Source organism: Bacillus sp. 22-7 (assembly GCF_010628845.1).
GTDB lineage: Bacteria > Bacillota > Bacilli > Bacillales > Cytobacillaceae > Cytobacillus > Cytobacillus firmus_B.
This window is the reverse complement of record NZ_NJQY01000006.1, coordinates 412,169-435,694: the sequence shown is the minus strand read 5'-3', so window position 1 is coordinate 435,694 and position 23,526 is coordinate 412,169. Positions and strand designations below refer to the sequence as shown.

General features: G+C 42.7%; 23 protein-coding genes and 1 pseudogene. 20 read left to right on the top strand and 4 right to left on the bottom strand.

What is annotated here, in order from left to right; translation table 11 throughout:
- Positions 1–448: 448 nt before the first annotated feature.
- A complete protein-coding gene (locus CE058_RS05980) occupies positions 449–1,339 on the bottom strand; it encodes a LysR family transcriptional regulator (RefSeq protein ID WP_048009959.1) in 891 nt (296 codons plus the stop codon).
- A 195-nt stretch (positions 1,340–1,534) separates the two neighbouring features.
- Between CE058_RS05980 and CE058_RS05975 the strand changes: the two genes are divergently transcribed.
- The 12 genes and pseudogenes from CE058_RS05975 to CE058_RS24705 all read left to right on the top strand — a co-directional run bounded on the left by CE058_RS05975 (position 1,535) and on the right by CE058_RS24705 (position 11,811).
- Positions 1,535–3,343 carry an assimilatory sulfite reductase (NADPH) flavoprotein subunit gene (locus CE058_RS05975; protein WP_163141100.1) on the top strand — a complete coding sequence of 603 codons (1,809 nt, stop codon included), beginning with the start codon at positions 1,535–1,537 and terminating at the stop codon, positions 3,341–3,343.
- A gap of 25 nt (positions 3,344–3,368) precedes the next feature.
- On the top strand, positions 3,369–5,090 hold the full coding sequence (cysI, locus tag CE058_RS05970; RefSeq protein WP_163141097.1) for an assimilatory sulfite reductase (NADPH) hemoprotein subunit: 1,722 nt from the start codon (positions 3,369–3,371) through the stop codon (positions 5,088–5,090).
- 237 nt (positions 5,091–5,327) lie between these two features.
- The gene (locus CE058_RS05965; RefSeq protein ID WP_048009962.1) at positions 5,328–6,314 is read left to right on the top strand and encodes a nuclease-related domain-containing protein; all 987 of its coding nucleotides are present in this window, start codon (positions 5,328–5,330) and stop codon (positions 6,312–6,314) included.
- Positions 6,315–6,367: 53 nt separating this feature from the next.
- Positions 6,368–7,528, top strand: coding sequence for a pyridoxal-phosphate-dependent aminotransferase family protein (locus CE058_RS05960; protein WP_163141094.1), 1,161 nt, complete (start codon positions 6,368–6,370; stop codon positions 7,526–7,528).
- A 14-nt stretch (positions 7,529–7,542) separates the two neighbouring features.
- Positions 7,543–8,016 carry a GyrI-like domain-containing protein gene (locus CE058_RS05955; RefSeq protein ID WP_163141091.1) on the top strand — a complete coding sequence of 158 codons (474 nt, stop codon included), beginning with the start codon at positions 7,543–7,545 and terminating at the stop codon, positions 8,014–8,016.
- Positions 8,017–8,077: 61 nt separating this feature from the next.
- Positions 8,078–8,599, top strand: coding sequence for a DinB family protein (locus tag CE058_RS05950; RefSeq protein ID WP_163141088.1), 522 nt, complete (start codon positions 8,078–8,080; stop codon positions 8,597–8,599).
- A gap of 90 nt (positions 8,600–8,689) precedes the next feature.
- Entirely contained in the window at positions 8,690–8,842 is a 153-nt protein-coding gene (locus CE058_RS24715) for a glycine zipper domain-containing protein (RefSeq protein ID WP_197206184.1), read from the top strand.
- Positions 8,843–8,855: 13 nt separating this feature from the next.
- Positions 8,856–9,515, top strand: a complete 660-nt coding sequence (locus tag CE058_RS05945; protein ID WP_163141085.1) for a hypothetical protein — start codon at positions 8,856–8,858, stop codon at positions 9,513–9,515.
- Positions 9,516–9,530: 15 nt separating this feature from the next.
- Positions 9,531–9,989, top strand: coding sequence for a GNAT family N-acetyltransferase (locus tag CE058_RS05940; protein WP_163141082.1), 459 nt, complete (start codon positions 9,531–9,533; stop codon positions 9,987–9,989).
- 11 nt (positions 9,990–10,000) lie between these two features.
- On the top strand, positions 10,001–10,750 hold the full coding sequence (locus tag CE058_RS05935) for a class I SAM-dependent methyltransferase (protein WP_163141079.1): 750 nt from the start codon (positions 10,001–10,003) through the stop codon (positions 10,748–10,750).
- A gap of 17 nt (positions 10,751–10,767) precedes the next feature.
- Positions 10,768–11,241: pseudogene (locus CE058_RS24710) on the top strand (NUDIX domain-containing protein); the annotation flags it as partial.
- Positions 11,242–11,253: 12 nt separating this feature from the next.
- Positions 11,254–11,811: a GNAT family N-acetyltransferase gene (locus CE058_RS24705; RefSeq protein WP_204260519.1), complete on the top strand. Its 558-nt coding sequence runs from the start codon at positions 11,254–11,256 to the stop codon at positions 11,809–11,811.
- Positions 11,812–11,863: 52 nt separating this feature from the next.
- Here CE058_RS24705 and CE058_RS24700 read toward each other — a convergent pair whose 3' ends face one another.
- On the bottom strand, positions 11,864–12,004 hold the full coding sequence (locus CE058_RS24700) for a hypothetical protein (protein ID WP_197249416.1): 141 nt from the start codon (positions 12,002–12,004) through the stop codon (positions 11,864–11,866).
- Between the two features lie 68 nt (positions 12,005–12,072).
- Here CE058_RS24700 and CE058_RS05925 point away from each other — a divergent pair, with 68 nt between their 5' ends.
- From CE058_RS05925 to CE058_RS05910, 4 genes are all read left to right on the top strand, one after another.
- Entirely contained in the window at positions 12,073–12,663 is a 591-nt protein-coding gene (locus CE058_RS05925; protein ID WP_163141073.1) for a histidine phosphatase family protein, read from the top strand.
- Positions 12,650–13,675 (top strand): DUF2332 domain-containing protein, encoded by a 1,026-nt coding sequence (locus CE058_RS05920; protein WP_163141070.1) that lies wholly within the window; start codon positions 12,650–12,652, stop codon positions 13,673–13,675. The genes CE058_RS05925 and CE058_RS05920 overlap by 14 nt, the downstream gene beginning before the upstream one ends.
- A 134-nt stretch (positions 13,676–13,809) precedes the next feature.
- Positions 13,810–14,760 (top strand): oxygen-dependent tRNA uridine(34) hydroxylase TrhO, encoded by a 951-nt coding sequence (gene trhO / locus CE058_RS05915; protein WP_163141067.1) that lies wholly within the window; start codon positions 13,810–13,812, stop codon positions 14,758–14,760.
- 103 nt (positions 14,761–14,863) lie between these two features.
- Positions 14,864–15,484 (top strand): LysE family translocator, encoded by a 621-nt coding sequence (locus CE058_RS05910; protein WP_163141064.1) that lies wholly within the window; start codon positions 14,864–14,866, stop codon positions 15,482–15,484.
- A 75-nt stretch (positions 15,485–15,559) separates the two neighbouring features.
- Here CE058_RS05910 and CE058_RS05905 read toward each other — a convergent pair whose 3' ends face one another.
- Positions 15,560–16,306: a uracil-DNA glycosylase family protein gene (locus CE058_RS05905; RefSeq protein ID WP_163141061.1), complete on the bottom strand. Its 747-nt coding sequence runs from the start codon at positions 16,304–16,306 to the stop codon at positions 15,560–15,562.
- 99 nt (positions 16,307–16,405) lie between these two features.
- Here CE058_RS05905 and CE058_RS05900 point away from each other — a divergent pair, with 99 nt between their 5' ends.
- The 3 genes from CE058_RS05900 (at position 16,406) to CE058_RS05890 (ending at position 21,412) form a co-directional block, all read left to right on the top strand.
- Positions 16,406–16,870 carry a hypothetical protein gene (locus tag CE058_RS05900; RefSeq protein ID WP_163141058.1) on the top strand — a complete coding sequence of 155 codons (465 nt, stop codon included), beginning with the start codon at positions 16,406–16,408 and terminating at the stop codon, positions 16,868–16,870.
- Positions 16,871–16,982: 112 nt separating this feature from the next.
- On the top strand, positions 16,983–20,195 hold the full coding sequence (locus CE058_RS05895; protein ID WP_163141055.1) for a DEAD/DEAH box helicase: 3,213 nt from the start codon (positions 16,983–16,985) through the stop codon (positions 20,193–20,195).
- A 773-nt stretch (positions 20,196–20,968) separates the two neighbouring features.
- Positions 20,969–21,412, top strand: coding sequence for a GyrI-like domain-containing protein (locus tag CE058_RS05890; RefSeq protein WP_163141052.1), 444 nt, complete (start codon positions 20,969–20,971; stop codon positions 21,410–21,412).
- 29 nt (positions 21,413–21,441) lie between these two features.
- Here CE058_RS05890 and CE058_RS05885 read toward each other — a convergent pair whose 3' ends face one another.
- On the bottom strand, positions 21,442–22,068 hold the full coding sequence (locus tag CE058_RS05885) for a metal-dependent hydrolase (RefSeq protein ID WP_163141049.1): 627 nt from the start codon (positions 22,066–22,068) through the stop codon (positions 21,442–21,444).
- 171 nt (positions 22,069–22,239) lie between these two features.
- Between CE058_RS05885 and CE058_RS05880 the strand changes: the two genes are divergently transcribed.
- Positions 22,240–23,406 carry a TraB/GumN family protein gene (locus CE058_RS05880; RefSeq protein ID WP_163141046.1) on the top strand — a complete coding sequence of 389 codons (1,167 nt, stop codon included), beginning with the start codon at positions 22,240–22,242 and terminating at the stop codon, positions 23,404–23,406.
- Positions 23,407–23,526 lie beyond the last annotated feature (120 nt).

Genomic DNA, 23,526 nt, shown 5'->3' with positions numbered 1-23,526 from the left:
TCCGAACCTGGAGCAACTTCGTACACAGCGATCAGGTTTTTCCAATGTAGAGTCCGAACCTGAAGCAACTTCGGACACAGCGATCAAGTTTTACCAATGTAGAGTCTGAACCTGAAGCAACTTCGGACACAGCGATCAAGTTTTACCAATGTAGAGTCTGAACCTGGAGCAACTTCGGACACAGCGGTCAGGTTTTTCCAATGTAGAGTCTGAACCTGGAGCAACTTCGGACACAGCGGTCAGGTTTTTCTAATGATGAGTCTTAACCTGGAGCAGCTTCGGACACAGCGATCAGGTTTTTCTATGATGAGTCCGAACCTGAAGCAACATCGGACACAGCGGTCAGGTTTTTCCAATGTAGAGTCAGAACCTGGAGCAGCTTCGGACACAGCGATCAGGTTTTTCCATTTTTGAGTCCAAGCCCGAGGTAACCTCCGTCTCAGCGCCATTATTTATGATGCCATCTTTCGCTGAGAGCTTCGATAAAAATGCTGACATTCCTTTTTTCCTGCATTATGGGAGAAAGTACATAGGACAGAGTGCGTTTGAATTCCTGACTTTTCACCTTGATGATACACAGGTTGTTTTGTTTGACGTCTCTTGCGACTACGCTTCCGGAAAGAATGCTCATTCCCAGCCCATTGATGAGTGTTTCTTTTATTCCCTGGTTGCTTGAGATCGTCAGGAGTGATTTCACCTTAAGGCCATTTGATCTGACCACATGGTTAAAATATTCCCGGGTTCCTGAGCCGTTTTCCCTCATGATCCAGGCCTGATCCTGGAGATCAGCAATGGTTGCTTCTTCTTTTTGTGCCAATGGATGCTGGTTGGAGGTCACAATAAATAATTCATCCTCTAAAAAAGGAGTCACGATAAGCTCTTTTTCATTTGTCTGGCCCTCAATTAAGCCGATATCGACATGATGGGAGCGGGTCGACAGGACAACTTCCTCCGTGTTGGCGATCGTAATCTGGAGATTCAGTTCAGGATATTCATTCTGCAGGTCAAGAAGAAGGGGAGGAAGGATGTATTCCCCTATTGTGAAACTGGCCGCAATTTTCAAATCCCCTTTAATGGTATGCTGCTGATCTAAAATTTCCTGCCTGGTTTGCTCATAAATGGTAATCATCTGCTTGGCCCGGTCATATAATATTTCACCGCTGGGCGTAATCTTCAAGTATTTTGGTGAACGCTGAAAAAGTTTTGTCTGAAATTCCTTTTCCAGATTTTTTACGTGCATGCTGACACTGGGCTGCGACATGAGAAGGAGCTCAGCCGTCTTTGTAAAATTCTTCACCTCAGCCAAGGTTACGAATGTTTTTAACGCATCATAATGCAAAATATCACCCTTTTGTAATTAATAATATTAATAGTTATGATAATTAATATTTATTTTACTAATGCTAAATCATTCGGTAAAGTATTAGATATATATTTTTTTAATTATAAACCCGACTTTTTTTATAGGAAAAGAAGAATTTTAAAAAAATAAGAATAAACCAGCCCTACTTGCTGGTTTGCGAGGTGGATCATGTTGCAACTTCAGGTAATGAACAGTCCGTTTAACCAGGAGCAGACAGAGCTCCTGAATCGTCTTCTCCCGACTCTGACAGAGACTCAATCCCTCTGGCTGAGCGGGTATCTTGCCGCGATACAGTCCTCAACTTTGCAGGCTGCCCCTGCAGTGGAAGAGCGTCCCGCACCGGCAGCGGCGCCGGCTATTCCAAAGGAAGTGACCATTTTATTTGGATCACAAACCGGGAATGCGCAGAATCTGGCAAAAAAAGCCGGGAAAACGCTTGAGGAGAGAGGTTTTCAAGTAAACGTTTCAGCAATGAGTGACTTTAAGCCTAATAATCTTAAAAAGGTCAAAAACCTGTTAATTGTCGTCAGTACTCATGGTGAGGGAGACCCTCCGGATAATGCATTAACATTCCATGAATTCATTCACGGAAAAAGAGCTCCAAAACTTGAAGACTTCCGTTACTCAGTTTTATCTCTTGGCGACAGCTCATATGAATTCTTCTGCCAGACTGGGAAGGATTTTGATAAACGTCTCGAGGAGCTTGGCGGAACGAGAATAACACCAAGGGTAGATTGTGATCTTGATTTCGAAGAGCCTGCAGCAGTGTGGGCGGAAGCTGTATTAGCCGGCTTGAGCGATGGGGAAAGCAGCAGTCCTTCTCCTTCAGCCGCTTCAGTTTCAGCTTCAGCACCTGCCGAGTCACTTTATTCCCGATCGAATCCGTTCCGTGCAGAAGTGCTGGAGAATATTAAGCTCAATGGCCGCGGCTCCAATAAAGAAACACGTCATCTAGAGATTTCGTTAGAGGGTTCAGGACTGACGTATCAGCCTGGTGACAGCCTGGGAGTATACCCTGAGAACGATCCTGAATTGGTTAACCTGCTTTTAGCTGAGATGAACTGGGATCCTGAGGAAGCAGTCAGAGTGAAGGAGGAAACAGTAAAATTAAAAGAAGCACTTTCGTCTCACTTTGAGATTACTGTCCTGACCAAGCCGCTTGTAGAAAAGGCTGCAAAGCTTTCCGGTAATGAAGAGCTGCACCAGCTTGCATTAGACAGCAGCCGATTGAAATCCTATATCGATGGCCGCGATTTAATCGATTTAGTCCGTGATTTTAAGCCATGGAGCAGTTCGGCACAAGAGTTTGTCTCTATACTGCGTAAGATTCCTGCGCGTCTTTATTCTATTTCCAGCAGTTTTGAAGCAAATCCTGATGAAGTACACTTAACTATCGGTGCAGTCCGCTATGACGCCCATGGCCGTGAACGTAAAGGGGTCTGCTCGATTCTATGTGCAGAGCGCCTCCAGCCTGGTGATACACTGCCGGTATTTATTCAGCACAATGAAAACTTTAAACTGCCTGAAAATCCGGAAACACCAATTATTATGGTTGGTCCCGGAACAGGAATTGCACCGTTCCGATCCTTTATGCAGGAGCGTGAAGAAAACGGCGCGGAAGGGAAGTCCTGGCTATTCTTCGGCGACCAGCATTTTGTAACCGATTTTCTATATCAGACTGAATGGCAAAAGTGGCTAATGGATGGAGTCTTATCGAAGCTGGATGTCGCTTTTTCCCGTGATGATGATGAGAAGGTTTATGTCCAGCATAGAATGCAGGAAAACAGCAGGGAACTATTCCAGTGGCTCGAGCAAGGTGCGGCAGTCTACATCTGCGGCGATGAGAAAAACATGGCGCATGATGTCCATAACACACTCATAGATATTATTGAAAAAGAAGGCGGTATGAGCCGCGAACAGGCTGCGGAATATCTTGCCGATATGCAGAAAAATAAACGCTACCAGCGCGACGTATATTGATTTGGAAGGAAAGGAGTTTTTCAGCATGGTAAACCCAAAATTAAAAGCACCGGACGGACCTCCCAGTGATGTTGAGGGAATTAAGGATCGAAGCAACTTTTTGCGCGGAACGCTGGCGGAAGTTATGCAGGATCGGATCAGCGCCGGTATTCCGGATGATGATAACAGACTAATGAAGCACCACGGCAGCTATCTGCAGGATGACCGGGATCTCAGGAATGAACGCCAGAAGCAGAAACTTGAGCCGGCTTATCAGTTTATGCTCCGCCTGCGTCTTCCCGGAGGTGTCGCATCACCAAAGCAATGGCTAGTCGTGGATGACCTGGCTGAGAAGTATGGCAACAGCACTCTCAAATTAACAACACGCCAGACCTTCCAGATGCATGGAATCCTGAAATGGAATATGAAAAAGACCATCCAGGCCATTCATTCAACGATGCTTGATACGATCGCAGCATGCGGAGATGTGAACCGGAATGTCATGTGCATCTCCAATCCCGATCAATCTGAAATTCATGAGGAAGTGTATGAGCTGGCGAAGATGCTAAGTGACGATCTTCTGCCCCGCACACGTGCCTATCATGAAATTTGGCTGGATGAAGAAAAAGTAGCCGGCTCTCCAGAAGTGGATGAAGAGATTGAGCCGATGTATGGCCCGCTTTATTTGCCGCGGAAATTTAAGATTGGGATCGCTGTACCGCCTTCCAATGATATTGATGTCTTTTCACAGGATCTCGGCTTTATAGCGATAGTTGAAGATGGCAAGCTGGCAGGCTTTAACGTGGCAATTGGCGGAGGAATGGGCTTCTCTCATGGAGATAAAGCCACATACCCGCAGCTTTCGAAGGTAATTGGCTTTGTGACGCCAGATAAAATCTACGAAGTGGCTGAAAAGACTATTACGATTCAGCGGGATTACGGAAACCGCTCCGTCCGGAAAAATGCACGATTTAAATATACGGTTGACCGCCTCGGGCTGGAGACTGTTATTGAAGAGCTGGAAAACCGCTTAGGCTGGAAGCTGGAGGAAGCACGCGGATTCAAGTTTGATTCCAACGGTGACCGCTATGGATGGGTAAAGGGTGTCCGCGGAAAATGGCATTTTACGATGTTCATAGAAGGAGGCCGTGTGGCAGACTTCGAAGATTATAAGCTTAAAACAGCATTGCGGGAGATCGCCAAGGTTCATAAAGGCGATTTCAGGCTGACGGCCAATCAGAACCTGATTATCGGCAGTGTGGCTGACGAAGATAAAGCTGCGATTGAGTCGCTGATTGAAAAATATGGCTTAACAGACGGAAGCCGCTACAGTGCGCTGCGCCGTGGATCCATGGCCTGTGTGGCTCTGCCGACCTGCGGTTTGGCGATGGCTGAGGCTGAACGCTATCTGCCAGGATTGATCGATAAAATTGATGAAATCGCTGATGAGGCGGGCTTGCGGAATGAAGAAATCACGATCCGCATGACCGGCTGCCCGAACGGCTGCGCGCGTCACGCACTCGGAGAAATCGGCTTTATCGGCAAGGCGGTTGGCAAGTACAATATGTATCTCGGGGCAGCCTTTGACGGAAGCCGCCTCAGCAAAATGTACCGCGAAAATATCGGGGAAGAAGAAATCCTGAACGAGCTGCGCGTCATCCTGCCGCGCTACGCCCGTGAACGTCAGGACGGCGAGCATTTTGGCGACTTCGTGATCCGGGCGGGTATTATTGAAGCGACAACGGACGGGACTAATTTTCATCATTGAGGTTGAGAAGGACGGGGCGAGGGCCCTGTCTTTTTTTGTTCAAGTAAGATAAACGAAAGCTAAACGAAAATAAAAAGAGCTTATACGAAAGTAAATTCATACATAAGAAAGAAAAAGGTCCTTATGAACAAGTAAAAATACTTATCCGAAAATAAATCCATCATAATGAATAAAAAGAAGGGATTTTTCTCAATAAGTAGAAATCTAATCAAGATTAATGTAGATTGGAGTGAAAAAATGATTGTAAAACAGCGTGAAATTCCTCTTGTGATTCTCAAATTAGAAGCTCTTCTTCGCAGGCTGCCACCTCACCATCCAAAAATACCCCTAATAAAAGAAGAAATCAGTAAACGGAAAGCTGGATTCAAAGGTGAGACTTCTCTTGATTTTCCTTTGGGATTTTTAAACGATAAGCGTTATTATATTCTGCACGATCTTCGTTTGCCTGATGCGAACCGGTATTTTCAAATGGATACATTAATATTGTCCCTAAAGTTCGCTTTAATTTTAGAGGTGAAAAATATATCTGGCATTCTCCATTTTGATACAATTTATAATCAGCTATTTCGCAATAAGGATGGGGAAGAAAGTGTTTTTCCGTGTCCCATTGTTCAAGTGAATCGTCAGGAAAACCAGCTAAAAAAATGGTTTGCTGAAAATGGTCTTGGACAGTTACCTATTTTTTCAAAAGTTGTAATCACTAATCCTCATACTGGAATTAAATCAATTCCCCCAAATGTAAACCTCAGTCAAAAAGTCATCCATAAAGAAGTACTGCCATCAAAAATAATACAAATTGAAACAAATATCTCCGAGAATCAAATCTCTGAAAAACAACTTAAGAAATCAATCCGACTCTTAAAGAAGGCAAGTGTTAGATCAGGATCATCTATTTTAGATAGATTTCAAATCAATAAGGAAGATGTCGCAACTGGTGTTTTTTGTCCTAACTGCAACCTTTTGCCTATGATAAGGGTAAAGCGGACTTGGCATTGTAAAGAATGCAGGAGAAATTGCAAAGAGGCCCACATTAATGCCATTAAAGATTATAGTTTGATATTTGGAACCAGGATAACAAACAGGGAACTTAGAAGTTTTCTTCAAATAGAATCTATTACTGTTGCTACACGAATACTCAACTCTTTGGAACTTCCCCACACCGGGGGATATAAGAACAGAAAATATGAATTAATATCAATTGATAATAAGAATAAAGGTTTTTAAAATCAAATGTCGAAACATTTAGATATCTATAAACCTATCAAGGAGGAATATTCATGCCAAACGAGGAAATGCTTTTGATTCCAGGGCCGACGCCTGTTGTGGATTCGATTTATGAGGCGATGGCACAAGAGACTAGGGGGCATACGGATCCAAGGTTTGCCGCTGTTTATAAAAGTGCGATTGAGAAGACCAGGGAGATGCTGAAGACGGATGGGGAGGTATTTGTAATCTCCGGCTCCGGGACGATTGCAATGGAAATGGCTCTGGTCAACACGGTTGCAGCTGGAGAAAGGCTTTTAATTATAAGTCAGGGCTTCTTTGGTGATCGTTTTCAGCACTTAGCAAAGGCGTTCGGAATCCAGGCAGATATTATTCAATCCGAATGGGGTAAGCAGGTGGACCCCGCAGCCGTTGAGGAAAAACTTGCATCTCATTCCTATAAAGCTGTGACGATAACCCATGCGGATACGTCAACCGGTGTTGCGGCTGACTTGGATACATTAGTGCCTATCATTAAAAAGCACGGGGCTCTTGTCATTTTGGATGGGGTCTGTGCAACAGCTGCAATGGAGGAGGATATGAGCAAGTCATATGGCGAAGGGAAGATTGATGTCGTTTTGACAGGCTCACAGAAGGCGATCGGTGTCCCGCCAGGACTCGCTGTTGTGGCATTCAATGGGACAGCACTGGCTGCCAGGGAACAAATGGAACGGGTCCCTGCCTACTATTGCGATATCTATAATTGGATTCCAATTATGCATGACCCCCAAAAGTACTTTGCAACGCCGCCTGTTAATTTGATTTATGCCTATGATGAGGGCATGAAACTCGTCCTGGCTGAAGGAATGGACAATCGCTACCAGCGCCATGAAGCATTTGGAAAAGCTGTCCGATCTGCGCTTGCTGAATATGGAATGAAGGCAATTGCTGATGAAAATGCCGCTGCAGCTACTCTCAGCTGTATCCTTTACCCTGAAGGTATGGATGATGCTGAATTCCGGGCCTCTCTTGCGAAAAAAGGTGTTATTGTTGCCGGTGCCCTGGCTCATCTTGCGGGGAAAGCATTCCGAATCGGCCATATGGGGAATACGACTGAAGACATGCTTGAAAGGGCCATTGTGCTGATCGGTGAAACAATGAACGAAATGGGCTTTGACACAGATATCCAAAAAGCAGCTGAGAGGTTTAGAGAACTGGCATTGCCCATTGCTTAATAAGGAGTGAAAGGATGTCTGAATTGATTTTGCGGGCTGCTGAGACAGAACGCGGAAGTTTGAGGCTAATAGGGATCCGCGTCTTATGCCCGCCGGATCAGTACCTGGCTGAAATTCCACGGGCTATTATTTTATTTACGGAACGCCTTACAGAAATTAAGGGAGCTGTAAATCCAGACCGGCTTGTTGGTGCTTTTAAAGTGGAGGAAGACTCTCCTGAAGAAGACGGCTATTGGATTGGCATTGAGGTGAAGGAATTTATCGGAGTTCCTGATGGAATGTTCTCATTAGAAATTCCACCGCAAAAATATGCCTCTATCCGGCACAAAGGACCTAATGATGAGATTGGAAATTCCTATAGGGAATTGCACAGCTGGATTGAAGAAAAGGGATACAATCGGCTGAAAAATGAGTGGCACCTAGAAATCCATCATAGCTGGGAGAATATTGAGGATTTAGATATTGAGCTGCTTGATACGATAGCATAATGTTAAAGACTGCCATCCCGGCAGTCTTTTCCCTGAAAAAAGAAGAATGGAGAATTTAAAAGTGATAGATTATCGAATTAAACATGTGAAAGGTTACGATGAAAAAATTGGAGAACTTGTGTCAATGCTTGAACATGCCAGGTCTGTGACTCTTAATGATGTTGCTTGCTTGACACAGAATGAGCTGGATTTTCTTCCTGATGAAAACAGTAATTCAATAGGATCACTTTTGAAGCATATTGCTTTTGTTGAATATGTTCACCAAATCATTACTTTTGAAAATAGAGATCTTAACGATGAAGAATATTCAAGATGGGCCGCTGCGTATGAATTAGGTGAGAAAGCAAGGAATGAAATTAATCATCATTCTCTAGAATTTTACTTGGAGGAACTATCAGCAATTAGAGAGAAAACGTTAAACCTTTTAGCATCCAAACAGGATAGCTGGCTATATGAAGAAGGAAAGTGGAACAATGGAGTCTCTTTCAACAACTATTGGTTCTGGTATCACGTTATGGAGGATGAAATCAGCCATCGCGGGCAAATCCGGGTGTTAAAAAGACAGCTGGCAGATCAGAGGTGAGAAGATAACCCCCTGCCTTTTTCCAAAAATATGAAACTAAAGGTCCAATAGTTCGTATATAAGGTAAAACATTTAAAGGCGGTTTAATGGATGAGAAAAATGAACTGGGGTTTTTCAGGAAGCGGAATGGCCTATGGTCTGTCGCTGGGTTTAGTTTTTGGAATGCTTTTTGAAAATTGGGCTTTGGGCATTGCTATGGGAGTTGCTTTTGGGGCATCGTTTGGATCCTCAGAAAAGAAGTAAAGGAGGATCTGCCTTGATTAAAAATAAAAAGCTCTTTTTGACATCAACTGTCTTAATCGTTATTTCCATGGCATTAAACTTCCCTTTTCTGCATGAAAATCCACTAGGTGAAGCAGGGGTTATGATATTAAATATTCCAATTAATTCAGCGGATGGAATTCATTATACAGGGATTTTTATTCTTCTTTTACTTTTGCTGGGTATGGTCTTGCTTCATCGTTCACTCGAAAAATATCATTTACGATCATTTTTTGCCGTTATCATCATCGTTTCCCTTCTGCCTCCTTCTCTGGCAGAGGCTTATCAAAAAACGCTGGCCAATGGCATCAATGCCGTTTCCTATATAAAAGATGAAAGTCAATGTAAGTTTGTAATGATTGGTGAAGATACTTTGAAGGGAAAGTGTGAGCTGCCATTTGAAAATTACAGCAATGAAGAAGTGTCTTTTACTATCGGCTTTTATGACAGATATTTATTTGAAGAGGATGTAAAGATGCTTTCACTGATGAACAGCGGTGAACCTGCTAACGTTAAATTGCTCCCTAACGAGGTAATGCTCATCCGGATTGAGAAAGAGATCGATGTGTCACAAATTAAAAACCATGTTGAAAATGGAGAGGCCGCTTATGTAAGCATCATTATTTATGATGGTGAGAAAAACAGGAAATTGTAAGAGAGGCTGAGGCTAATGACCATTAAGTTAAAACCCGTCACAAGAGACAACTGGGAAGAAGCCATACAGATGAAGGTAAAAGAATGGCAGCGTGATTTCGTTCCCTCAGCGGCTGTATCACTTGCCAAGGTTTATATTAAACCAGATGGGGATGCAGTAGAGTATATTCCATTCTCAATCTATGACAATGATAAAATGGTTGGTTTCATCATGCATGCCTATGAACCGGATACAGTTAATATGTATTGGATAAACGGTTTTTTTATTGATCAGAAGTATCAGGGCAGGGGCTATGGCCGTGCAGCATTAGCCGTGATGATCAGCTGGATAAAAACTAAATTTCCAAAATGCGAGGAAATCCGCTTAACGGTTCATAAAGATAATCAACACGCAAGGATACTTTATATAAACTTCGGATTTTCCCCCACCGGAGAGATATGGGGAGAGGAAGAGCTTTACTATTTTTTGGTTTAAAGGAGTTATTTATGATTAATGAAACACTGGAATTAAATAAGAAAAGCTGGGATGAAGCGGCTAAAAGGTTTTATGGTCGCAATCCGCTGCCTGAATATGGACCATTGGCGCCAACTGAAGATGACCTTCACTTGTTTGGAGATGTGAGCAGTTTAAAGATGCTGGAGATTGGCTGCGGCAGCGGGCATTCCCTAAAGTATTTGGACCAGCGGGGAGCAGGTGAATTATGGGGATTGGATTTATCGTCCCGACAAATCGATGCTGCCAAGGAACTTTTGAAAAATTCCTCCTCAAGAGTAAAGCTGGTTGAATCCCCGATGGAACAAAATCCCGGGATCCCTGCTGATTATTTCGATGCCGTTTTTTCCATTTATGCGATTGGCTGGACCACGAATTTAGAAGAGACGCTGAAAAACGTTCATTCCTATCTTAAATCAGGCGGGATGTTTATTTTCAGCTGGGAGCATCCCTTGTATAACCGGATTAAGGCTGAAAATGGAGTATTAATTATGGATAAATCCTATCATGAAGAAGGCCCCTATCAGCACATTGCATGGAACCAGCCTGCCATTATGCAGCAATATAAATTAAGTACATATATCAATCTATTAATTGAAAACGGGTTTGTGATTGAGAGGGTAATTGAAGATGTAAGTCTTACTGAGCAAGATGTTCAGCGGCATGCCAATCAATGGTATTCCTATGAAAAGGCGAGAGCTATACCCGCTGCTTTTATTATTAAATGCAGAAAGTTATTTTAGGAGGCAGCTGAGAGCGAATGACCTATCATATTAGAGTCAGAGCAGGTGCAGTAATTATAGAAAATAATTCAATTCTGCTGATTGAGTTTCAGGATGAGAGAGGCCTTCATTACAATTTGCCTGCAGGAGGGGTTAAACCCAAAGAATCAGTAATTGATGCAGTAAAAAGGGAAGCAAAAGAAGAGGCATCTGTAGATGTGACGGTCGGCCCATTGGCGTTCGTTTATGAATATGCCCCTCATCTAAATGAATTTAGGTATGGACAGATACATTCACTGGGCTTAATGTTTGAATGCCAGTTAAGGGAAGACTCATTGCCTAAAATGCCTTCAGCCCCGGACCCTAACCAAGCAGGCGTTAGGTGGGTGCCGCTTTCTGAACTGGCCAATATAGTGTTGTATCCTAATATGAAAGAACATATTTTGGAATATGTTAAAAATGAAAGAAACATAGATTTGATTGAAGAACACACACTGGATGTTTACGCAATTGGAGATGAAAAAATGAAAAAAGAAATCATAATTGATTGCGGTGAAGTAATACTAAGGGAATACCGGATAGAGGACGTCCAGGCACTCTATGAAATTACTTCCCAGCCGGAAGTTTATGAGTTTATTCCCGGTGCACAGGCTACGCTTGAGCAGCGGGTGGGCTGGATGAAGAATTATGAAATTCCGGCAAATGAAACATTCAAGTCTTCAATGCCAGATCTGAAAGATGCCGGCTTTTTGAATTTGGGAATCATTTTAAAGGAAACTGGAGAATTTATTGGCTTTTGCAATACAGGTATAAAGGATGAATTGCGGGAACCGAACAGGGAAATTGGCTATGCCATCTCCAAGCACTGCCGGAATAAAGGTTATTCCACCCTTGCAGCAAAAGGGCTAATAGGTTTTCTTTTTGAAAAAACGGCTCTTGAAACACTAAATGCTGTTGCATTAACCAGCAATGCCAGTTCCAATAAAGTTCTGCAAAAATGCGGCTTTAAGCTTGCTGGCGAAATAGAGATTGATGGAGGACAGTTTTTCCATTACACCATTAGAAAAAGGGATTGGGCCTAGATATTTTTCAAAGACACCCGCCATTCAATATGGGGGTGTCCCGTTATTTTGGCTATAGATCAGATTTTAGATTTGTATTAAATGTGCCGTTTTTATTTTCCTTTTCATGTCCGCGCACCTGGTCTCCGCCATTTCCCTTTTCGTGCACCTTTTTGCCGCCGAGTTTTACATTTGGATATTCTTGTTCCCGCATGGTCTTCACCTCCATGTTAATTAAATTATCCATAAAGGATAAAAATATATAAATTTTGGGGTTTTAATATGGAAATAACACTTATCAGACATGGCAGGTCAGCGCATATAGAAGATCACCGCCTGAATAGCCGTGAATTTAAGAAATGGGTTGAAACGTATAACCGTTTAGGGATTCTTGAAGATGAAGTTTGTCCTTCAGATGCTCTGGAAAAAGGGGTTTTAGAAACTTTTATACTTACGAGTAATCTGAAGAGGTCTATCGAGTCCGCTAAATGCTTAAACCCCTTCGCAAAGATACGAACAGACCGATTATTCAGAGAAGCTGAATTGCCCATTCCTGCCATTAATTTGCCGGGACTGAAATTAAGGCCCAAAACCTGGGCACTGGTATTAAGATTACTTTGGCTATGCGGCTATTCGCAGGGGTGTGAATCATATAGGGATGCAAAGCTGCGGGCAAAGCAAGCATCATTATTATTAACCTCAATTGCAAAAGAACATCATTCTGCTGTTCTCGCGGGACACGGTTTTTTTAACCTGTTAATTGCGTGGGAGCTTCAAAAAGCCGGATGGACCGGTAAGAGAAAAACAGGTTCAAATCATTGGAACACAGATACTTACGTTCGTCTCGGAGGTGATGAAAATGTTAATACCTAACCTATCATCGAAATTCAAGACTTTTGGACAATATGAATGCCGAGGATCCAGTAACCTTTATGAATTTTTATCTAATAAAATTGCAGAGGATGAGGAATTGCTGGTTTTGGCATCTGAGGCGAGAGACGGCCAGCCTGTGCCAAATTTGTTTTTTGGAGCCATTCATTATCTGCTGTTAGAAGGGAAAGAGCATGTACTTAAGGAATTCTATCCAAGTATAGTGGAGGATCCAAGAAACCCTCAAGATTCCTTCCAAAGCTTTAAATATTTCTGCAGGCTGTATTCACAAGAAATTAAAGAGATAATACAAACAAGAATAGTTCAGACGAATGAAGTAAGGCGCTGTGCTTACCTATACCCGGTATTCGCTTATATTTACCAGCAAACCAAAAAGCCGCTGGCCCTGATTGAGATAGGGACTAGCGCCGGCCTGCAGCTTCTTTGGGATAAATACAGCTACTCTTATGGAACAGGAGAAACATACGGGAAATTATACGCGAACGTTCATTTATCCTCTGAAATCAAGGGAAGCCAAGTCCCGATTTTTCCTGAAGAAATGCCGCCGGTTGCTTCAAGAATTGGGATTGATCTTCATATAATTGACTTGAATATCGGGGAAGATTTTTTGTGGCTGAAATCACTTATCTGGCCTGAACATGAGGAGAGAAGAACTCTATTCGGAAAAGCTGCCCAATGTGTTAGGGAAAACCCAATATCCCTTATAGAAGGAGATGGTGTTGAGCTTTTGCCAGGTTTGATTGAAGGTATACCTGAAGAACATTCAATCTGTGTATTCCACACACACGTGGCCAATCAAATGCCGTCAGAAGTAAAAGAGAATCTGCTTGCAAAAATAAAAGCAAGCGGACGCATGAGGGATATCTTTCATATTTATAATAATATCCAGGACCGGAATCTGCATCTTGATTATTATTTGCATGCCGCAGAATACAAGAAACTGGCCGGCCAAACAGAAGGACATGGAAAGTGGTTTACATGGGAATTGAATTAGATTCCATAAATCTTTCGCTCTCCGAAAATTTTGAAACTTGACATCATCTGTTATACTTATCTAGGTAAGTATATATTGTTTTAACCTATTAACAGATATATCTTGCAAATATTAAGTGATAGGTGGAAATACAAATGAGTCAAAAACCGTACAGAGTATTACTTTACTACATGTATGTTCCAATTGAGGACCCTGAAGAGTTCGCAAGGGAGCATAAAGCATTCTGCAATGAGCTGGGCCTTAAAGGGCGTATTCTTGTTGCGAATGAAGGAATTAATGGGACTGTATCCGGACCAGTGGAACAGACCGACCGCTATATGGAAGCGATGAAGCAGGATCCGCGCTTTGCGGAGATGGTTTTCAAAATAGATGAAGCAGATGGACATGCATTTCCTAAGATGAAGGTCCGTGCACGCCCTGAGCTTGTAACACTTCGCCTTGAAGACGATGTGAACCCGAACGAGATTACTGGCAAATACCTTGAGCCAAAAGAGTTCTACGAAAGACTTCAGGATGAAGACACGATTGTGCTGGATGCACGAAATGATTATGAATATGATCTTGGACACTTTAGAGGAGCAATCAGGCCGGATATTGAAAACTTCCGCGATCTGCCAAACTGGGTCCGTGAAAATAAAGAATTGCTTGGCGATAAAAAGATCATTACGTATTGCACAGGCGGCATCCGCTGTGAAAAGTTCTCCGGCTGGCTTGTAAAAGAAGGCTTTGAAGATGTAGCCCAGCTTCATGGAGGAATTGTCACATATGGAAAAGACCCAGAGGTACAGGGTCAGCTCTGGGATGGCCAGCTTTATGTTTTCGATGATCGCATTGGCGTTCCGGTTAACCAAAAGGAGCATGTAATCGTAGGTAAGGACTATTTTTCAGGCGAGCCTTGTGAGCGCTACGTCAATTGTGCAAATCCTGCCTGCAATAAAAAAATCCTTTGCTCTGAAGAAAACGAGCACAAATATATGCGCAGCTGTTCTGATGAATGCCGCACGCATCCCCGGAACCGTTATATTGCTGAGCACGGCCTTTCGGAGGCAGAAGTGGAAGCAAGATTAGAAAAAGTAAAAGCATAAGATGATTAGAGCAGATTTTCCTTTATGGAAACTGCTCTTTTTTATTGGAAATTTCATGAAAACTGATATAATATTCTTAAAATTTTTATCAGGTGGGTGTGATATGGAGAATTTGCTATTATTTCTGTTTATGTCGTTTCTGCTCGTCATTTTGCCGGGACCCGATACAGGAATACTGATTCAAAACACGATTTCAAGCGGGAAAAAAAGCGGCATTAAAACGATGTTCGGATCTGTCGCCGGGCTGATGGTCCATACAATGGCTGTAGTTTTTGGCTTATCGGCATTAATTGTAAAGTCTGCATACATTTTTTCTTTTATTAAGTATGCTGGTGCGATATATCTTATTTATTTGGGCATCGTTTCGTTAAAGTCTCTATCGAATAAACAAGAACCGGCTGACATGGAGAGAAAGCAAAAGAAGAACAAATCACATTTTCTTCAAGGGTTTTTCACTTGTGTGTCCAACCCAAAAGTGGCTGTATTCTTTTTAACTTTTTTTCCTCAATTTTTAAGCACTGAAGGGAATCACTTTGCGCAATTTCTCGTCATGGGCTTACTATATAGTCTTATAACAATCATTTGGTTCTTTTTCTATGTATATTTGATTGACTTTTTCAGGGCCTGGCTGAAAAAACCTGCTGTTAATAATGTGATCCAAGGAGTTTCTGGTGCGGTTTTAATGGGATTTGGCATTAAATTGGCACTTGAGAAACAGCCTTAAGAAAGCGGCTGCTTAACCTCTAAAATGGGTTTAAGCAGTTTTTTTGTGGTTTAAAGAAGGAAATAGACTCTTTGATTATAGCTGTTCTCCCCACTTTCTAATGATTCCGGTCATAGCATATTTGTTCTGCTCAAACTGCTTAGCCCTGTGTCCATTTGCACCTGAAGGATGCGGGAAGCCAAATAAAATGGCATGTCCTGCAAGCTTATTGGCTGTGTACAGGTGACGGAGAATCCTTTCAACGGTTTTCCCCAGCGGAATAATGAGTGCATGACTATTAATTAGTCTCAGCTCTTCCGGGAATTCTTTTGTTGCGTACTCAGCAAGAATTTCTGTTTTTAATAGATCAGGCTGGTGTCCGGTATAATTTTTGCCCCGGTAGAAAACAGGGTACTTTACTACGGAAGTGGTGTGCAGGAGTTCTCTATTTCGTTCGAAAAGCGCAGCAGAGCTATCTATGCCAAGGGCATCCTGTAAGCCGCATTGATCCAGCATGCTTATTAAATTTCTCCTCATCCCTCCGGCAAAACTGGCAGTTTCCTTGGTTTCTTCCAAAATTTTGTCGAGCTTCTTTTCTGCTGTCAGTTCTTTCATGAATGATTCAAAGGCAATCCTCATTTGGCTCCATCCAGGAGTAATTCCGACAATGACAATTTTCGCATCATTATTGATATATTCATTGTGCGGGGCAAAATATATTTCTAAATCTCCATTCTTACTTATTAAAAAATCCCGGGTAATCAATTGATCCCTTGTCAGCGGCCTGTCATCAGGAAGCTGCTGAATAGCCGGAAGAAACATTGAAAGTAATGAGGGCTCCATTAAATTCTCCTTTTAATCACAGTTAGTATGATTAATGTTACCAAATCAAGAATAAAAAAAGCCGCTTAAGAGACATTAACAAATAAAAAGGATTTTGCTATGATTGGACTGCTGGCAGCCACCATTCTTTTTAATCTTTTTGCCTTTAAAACAAATAAGCGTTTGTCGAAAAACCAAATTTTACATATATGGACATTCACAATATCCCTTCAGCTGATATTTGATGTTATGATCGAGTTTAAATATTGGGGATATTGGTACTTTGACAAGGAGCCAAATTGGCCAGGGCTCTTGGCGCACATTGCGCTGGTGCCCCCGGTGAATATGATGTTTCTGAACTGGTATCCTTTTAAAGGAGATCTTATTAAACGTTTTTCTTATATCTTTTTTTGTGTCGTGGCCATTTTGCTATATGAAGTCATCGCCTTATTGCCGGAACCCTGGGGGTATTTTAACTATGGCTGGTGGAGATTATGGCATGCGGCAATACTTGACCCAATTCTCCTTCTATTAGTGGTGGTATTTTATAAATGGATTATCCGGCTGGAAGGGGAACTTAAATAATTGATGATTCAAAAGGGGGATATGCTCCCCCTTTTTGTGTTGTATTAAAATGAATTTAGGCAGTTGATTATGATACAATTTTGGTATAGATTTTCCCGGAAGGAGAACATTTGTGGATATTAAATTGACTCACAAAATGATAAAAGAAATGTGCGGTACTGTCTCCTTCAAAAGAGGGGACGCGTTTTTCAGGAATGATAAAGTAACGATAAATAAATACAATGGTGATATATGTAAGGCAACGGTATCTGCTGGTGAAGAGTTTTATGTTGAAGTAGAGAAAACTTCAAGTAATGGGTTTAAAACTACATGCAGCTGTCCCAAGCTTGCATCATTTGATAAAGAGTGCCAGCATGCTGCGGCTGTACTGCTGGCAATTCATGATATGCAGCAATATAGATTGCCAGCCCTATCAGCTGGAAGCCTTGAAGCTTCTCATGAACACGCCTTAACTGATAGCCTTATGACACTTTTCAGTGAACAGCCGGGAAGGTCAAGCGGACACCAGCTTCATTTTGAAAACAGGCAAGTCCTCCAGCCTGAGTTTACGTGTCTGCCTGTTCATTTGGGAAAAGGGCATTATTTGTTTGCCATTAAAATTTCCATCGGCCCAATGGCTGTCTTGGATATCCGTCAATTTCTCCATTCAGTTAAAGAGGGGAAACCAAGCCTATTATCACTTTCTTTTTCCTATGATCCCGCCCTGCATTGTTTCCCTCCGGAAGCGGATGCAGTCCTTCAGCAGCTGATACAGGTAATACACGATGAATCTATCTATATCAATGCTTTAATGGATGATTTTGATTATACAGCATCGAAGCATATGCTCTTAATCCCTCCATCATCCTGGGAACGGCTGAAGCCTGCTTTGGCGTTTGCTGAAAAAGTAAAGCTTGAAATAACAGGAAAAACATTTGATCGGATGACTTTTTCAGAGGACCGGCTGCCACTGCGATTTGAACTGGCCGAAACAAAAAATCATTGTTATTTACATGTTAAAGGACTGGATCGGCTGCTGATCCTGGATTCGTATAGTGCGGTTCTATCCGGCGGAAAATTCATCACCCTCAGGAAAGATGAAGGTAAGCGTCTGTATGATTTAACACAGATGCTTGAGGCTGCCGGAAAAAACAAAATCCCTATAGCTGCTGAACAAATGGAGATGTTTCTGGAAAAAGTGGTTCCTGGATTAAGAAAACTGGGGGATGTCCATATTTCTGAAGACATGTCACACAGGTTTATGAAAACGCCTTTGACTGCCAAGCTGTACCTGGACCGTCTGCGTAACCGGCTGCTGGCAGGAATTGAATTTCATTATGAAAATATCGTGATCAATCCGCTGGAGAGCAGAGAGCCAAAGGGAGGCACGCGAATAATTAGAGATGTGGCATTAGAGGATGAGATCCTTCTGCTTATGGAGGAAAGCTCTTTTGCCAAGACGGATGGCGGCTATTTTCTTCAGAATGAAGAGCTGGAATATGAATTCCTTTATCATGTTGTCCCTAAACTGCAGAAACTGGTGAAAATATATGCGACTACGGCTGTCAGAAACCGGATTTTCAGGGAGAATGCCAAACCGCAGATACGGATAAAAATGAAAAAAGAGCGGACCAATTGGCTGGAATTCAAGTTTGAATTGACCGGCATAGCTGAACAGGAGATACGGGATGTATTAGTTGCACTTGAGGAGAAACGAAAATTCTATCGCCTGAAAAATGGTGCGCTCCTTTCTTTGGAAACAAGGGAATTTGAGGAAATCCAGCGTTTCTTGAAAGCTGTGCCCGAGCAGGCAGAGGATCTGGAAAGCGGTTTGGACATGCCGGTTGTATCTGGTCTTAGAATGCTGGACGCATCTGGTGTTCAGGAAGTGTTCTGTCATGAGGAATCATTTAGGACGTTTTTGGCGGAGCTTGAGGATCCATCATGCCTGCAGATTTCTGTGCCGGAAAACCTGGATTCTATTTTAAGGGAATACCAGAAAAGTGGATATAAATGGTTAAAGACAATGGCGCATTATGGATTTGGCGGCATTTTGGCTGATGATATGGGACTTGGGAAGACACTGCAAAGCATCGCTTTTGTTCAGTCTGAGCTTAAGGATATTCGGGAAAGTACCCGCCCTGCCCTTATTGTGTGCCCTTCATCCTTGACGTACAACTGGTTAAGCGAACTGACGAAGTTCACTCCGGACATTCAGGCAATTGTCATCGATGGAAATCAAAAAGAAAGGGCTGAGCTTCAGAAGGATTTAACCGGCGTTAATGTGGTGATTACATCCTATCCGCTGGTGCTGAAAGATATAAAGTGGTATGAAATGCAGGAATTTCACACAGCATTTTTCGACGAAGCACAGGTATTTAAAAATCCGGTTACCCAAACAGCGAGAGCAGTAAAGAAAATCAAAGCGAAATATCGGTTTGCATTAACAGGCACACCCGTTGAAAACTCAGCAGAAGAGCTGTGGTCTATTTTTCATGTTGTCTTCCCTGAATTGTTTGGCGGGCTAAAGGATTACGGTAATTTAACAAGGAAGATGATTGCCAGAAGAGTTCGCCCCTTCATGCTCAGGAGGCTGAAAGAAGATGTTCTTTCAGAGCTGCCTGAAAAGATGGAGCTGATTGATTCGTCTGAATTGCTGCCTGATCAAAAGAAGCTCTATGCTGCATACCTGGCAAAACTGAGAGAAGATACCTTAAAGCATTTAAATAAAGACACAATCAGAAAGAACCGCATAAGAATCCTTGCCGGTTTGACGAGGCTTCGCCAGATTTGCTGCCACCCTGCTTTGTTTGTGGATGGATATAAAGGGAGTTCAGCAAAATTTGAACAGCTGAAGAGAATTATTGAAGAATCCAGGTTGTCTGGCAGACGTGTTCTGATCTTTTCACAATTCACTAAAATGCTGGACCTTATTGGCAGAGAACTGGCCCTTATGGATTTGCCGTTTTTTTACCTGGATGGACAGACACCTTCGGGGGACCGGGTGGAAATCTGCCGCCGGTATAATGAGGGGGAGCGCGATTTTTTCCTGATTTCATTGAAGGCAGGCGGTACAGGCCTCAATCTGACTGGTGCTGATACCGTCATCTTATACGATCTGTGGTGGAACCCTGCCGTTGAGGAACAGGCAGCCGACCGGGCCCACCGCATAGGACAGAAAAACACCGTCCAGGTTATAAAATTATTATCGAGAGGCACCATCGAAGAAAAGATGAATGAACTGCAGGATAAAAAGAAAAACCTGATCGGGGAAATCATCGATTCAAATGAAAGTGCAGCAGGAAGTCTGACGGTAGAGGATATACGGGAGATCTTGATGATTTAGCATGGTGCAGTATTGGAGTTGAAAGGGGTAATGGGTGGTTGTTGAGTAGGAGGTGGCTTGGGTTCGGACTCAGAATTAGAAAAACTGGTCGCAGTGTCCGAAGTTGCACCGGGTTCCGACACAAAACCAGAAAAACCAGGTCGCAGTGTCCGAAGTTGCTCCGGGTTCAGACTCAAAACTAGAAAAACCAGGTCGCAGAGTCCGAAGTTGCTCCGGGTTCCGACTCAAAACCAGAAAAACCAGGTCGCAGAGTCCGAAGTTGCTCGAGGTTCCGACTCAAAACTAGAAAAACCAGGTCGCAGAGTCCGAAGTTGCTCAGGGTTCCGACTCAAAACCAGAAAAACCAGGTCGCAGAGTCCGAAGTTGCTCCGGGTTCCGACTCAAAACCAGAAAAACCAGGTCGCAGAGTCCGAAGTTACACCGGGTTCAGAATCAAAACCAGAAAAACCAGGTTGCAGAGTCCAAAGTTGCACCAGGTTCCGACTCAAAACCAGAAAAACCAGGTCGCAGAGTCCGAAGTTGCACCGGGTTCAGACTCAAAACCAGAAAAACCAGGTTGCAGAGTCCAAAGTTGCTCCAGGTTCAGACTCAAAAAGACATACGCAAGTTCGCTGAGTCCGAAGATACCCCTCGCCTCAGACTAAAATAATGAAATTAGGGAGTTAAAGAGACGCGTCCCGCAAGGCGCGTCTTTTCTCATGCAAAAGAATAAAGGAGGATTTTCCCATCGTTTAGAGAATTTCATATGAATAAAAGTTTGGGGGATTTCTAATATGTGCAATGTGGCATTAAAAGAATTCAAAGCAGTTGTCATAAAAAACAGGGGTTTATTTAAGGATTATGCCCATTTGGTGCCTGAAGCAGCTCAGGCTTTTTTAAAGCAGGGCCATCTTGTTCAAAACAGCATCGGTTTAGAAGTGGCCTTTTATGAACCTAAGAGAGGGGAAGACCACTTAGAGGGTACCTTTTTTACCGGGTATTTAGTTCATGAAAAAGCAGAAACGCTGCCATATGGGATGGAGTATTTAGAGGCCGAGCACACTTATGCATCGATCAGAGGAAAGACTGCTGAGATGGGTGATTTGCATTCGCGGCTTAACCGTTGGCTCAGCGGGAATAACCGCCAGCAGTCTATTGATCATTATATTATTGAAGTTTTTTATCCGGCTCCAAATGAGGAGGAAGAGGTAGAAGTTTTTATTCCAATCAAAGATTAAACCGCTCAGAAATTTGAGCGGCTGCAGTCTTAAATCTCTTTCGATGAAAGGGGAAGAAAGAGCTTTACCCCTCTCTTATTAAAGGGCAGGATTTTTAAATCGGCAATCAAATGACTTATGTAACCGGCAAGGCAGGTATAATAGACTCCTTCTATGCCAAGGGATATTTCAAGTCTTGAAGAAATGAATGCGAAAAAAATAACCCCCAGCAGGGAATGAGTATAACTGCGGTGGGAAACAAAGGAAGCTATCAATATATAAATCCCAAATAATATGAGCCAAAGTTCCTGCAGAATGACGCCACCTGCCAGGACACCAATTCCCGTAATAGTCAGCATATGTTTTTGCCTGATTTTCGCAGAAATGGCGGTCATACTGATTCCTATAGCCATTCCAAGCCATTTCTCTTTAGGGGAGCCCTCATAAAAACTATAAATAATCATTAAAATTCCAATGATTTGGGCAACGGTCTGAACGACTTCATGTGATAGTGTAAGACGGTCACGAAGCTTCCCATCAATATCAAGATCAGGTACTAATCCTGAAACACTCCCGATACCGACTAATAAAAGGGTTGTGGAGGGGCTGGCATGAACAGTGTTCGCTGCCACGTATCCTGCTGCTGCTCCAATTGCTGCATGGGCGGTACCATTCAATATTATTTCCACCTTTATGTCATATTTGCATTTTTTTCATGCATTCTTTTATTATATCAAAACATTTGTTCTGTTTGGCGGTTAATAGATTAAAATCTCCCGGCAGTTCATGATATAATGAGGACAAAGCTAAAGCATACATAATTGAATTTGTATCTAAGGAAGGTATTTATGTCAGAGGAAAACATAACAAGGATTCATTTAGACGGCAAGGAATACATACTGATCGGAACAGCACACGTGTCAAAGCACAGTGCAGAACAGGTGAAGGAAGTCATTGAGGCTGAACAGCCTGACTCTGTTTGTGTCGAATTGGATGAACAGAGATATCAGTCGATTACAGAAGGCAGCAAGTGGAAAGAAATGGATATCATCCAGGTGATCAAGGAAAAGAAAGCATCACTGCTTTTAATGAATCTTGCGATTTCTTCCTTTCAAAACCGTATGGCTGACCAATTTGGCATTAAGGCAGGCCAGGAAATGATCCAGGGGATTGAGTCAGCCAAGGAAACAGGGGCAAATCTCGTTCTGGCTGACCGCAATATACAAATTACCTTTGCAAGGATATGGGGCAACCTTGGATTAAAAGGAAAATCACTGCTTCTCAGTCAGGTAATAGCAAGTATTTTCAGTAAAGATACCATAACTGAAGAAGAACTTGAAAAAATGAAGAATCAGGATACAATAAATGCGATTCTAAATGAATTTACCGATAGTTTTCCGCGACTAAAAAAACCACTCATTGACGAGCGGGATCAATACCTCGCGCAGAAAATTAAAGATGCGCCAGGAGAAAAAATTGTTGCGGTGCTGGGGGCGGCCCATGTACCTGGGATCAAAGAGGAAATTAAAAAAGAACAGGACATGGCCAAATTGACTGAGCGTCCTCCAAAATCCAGTGTTCCAAAGATCATTGGCTGGAGTATTCCGGTGTTCATTTTAGCTATTATCGCCTATACCTTCTTCGCAAATCCTTCTGCGGGTCTTGCGCAGACGATCAGCTGGATTATATGGAATGGGTCCTTGTCAGCACTGGGAGCTGCTATTGCAATGGGGCATCCGCTGACGATTCTGACTGCCTTTGTTGCAGCACCGATTACTTCGCTGAATCCCCTGCTTGCAGCAGGCTGGTTTGCCGGACTGACACAAGCTTATGTTAGACGGCCCAACGTAAGAGATTTTGAGACCTTGACTGAAGATGTATTTAGTGTTAAAGGATTCTGGAGAAACAAAGTGAGCCGTATTTTATTGATTGTTGTCCTATCCAATTTGGGCAGCTCACTCGGAACCTTTATTGGGGGAGCAGATGTAATCAGAGTGTTTTTTGAAAATTTATAATTGACGAGTTTGAGGTGAAACCCAGATGGTTTCACCTTTTTTGATATTTTTACCGCACTTGATATGATGCTGGAAATCTTTTTAATAAATATGCGAATGGCGGGGAACCATATACCAGAC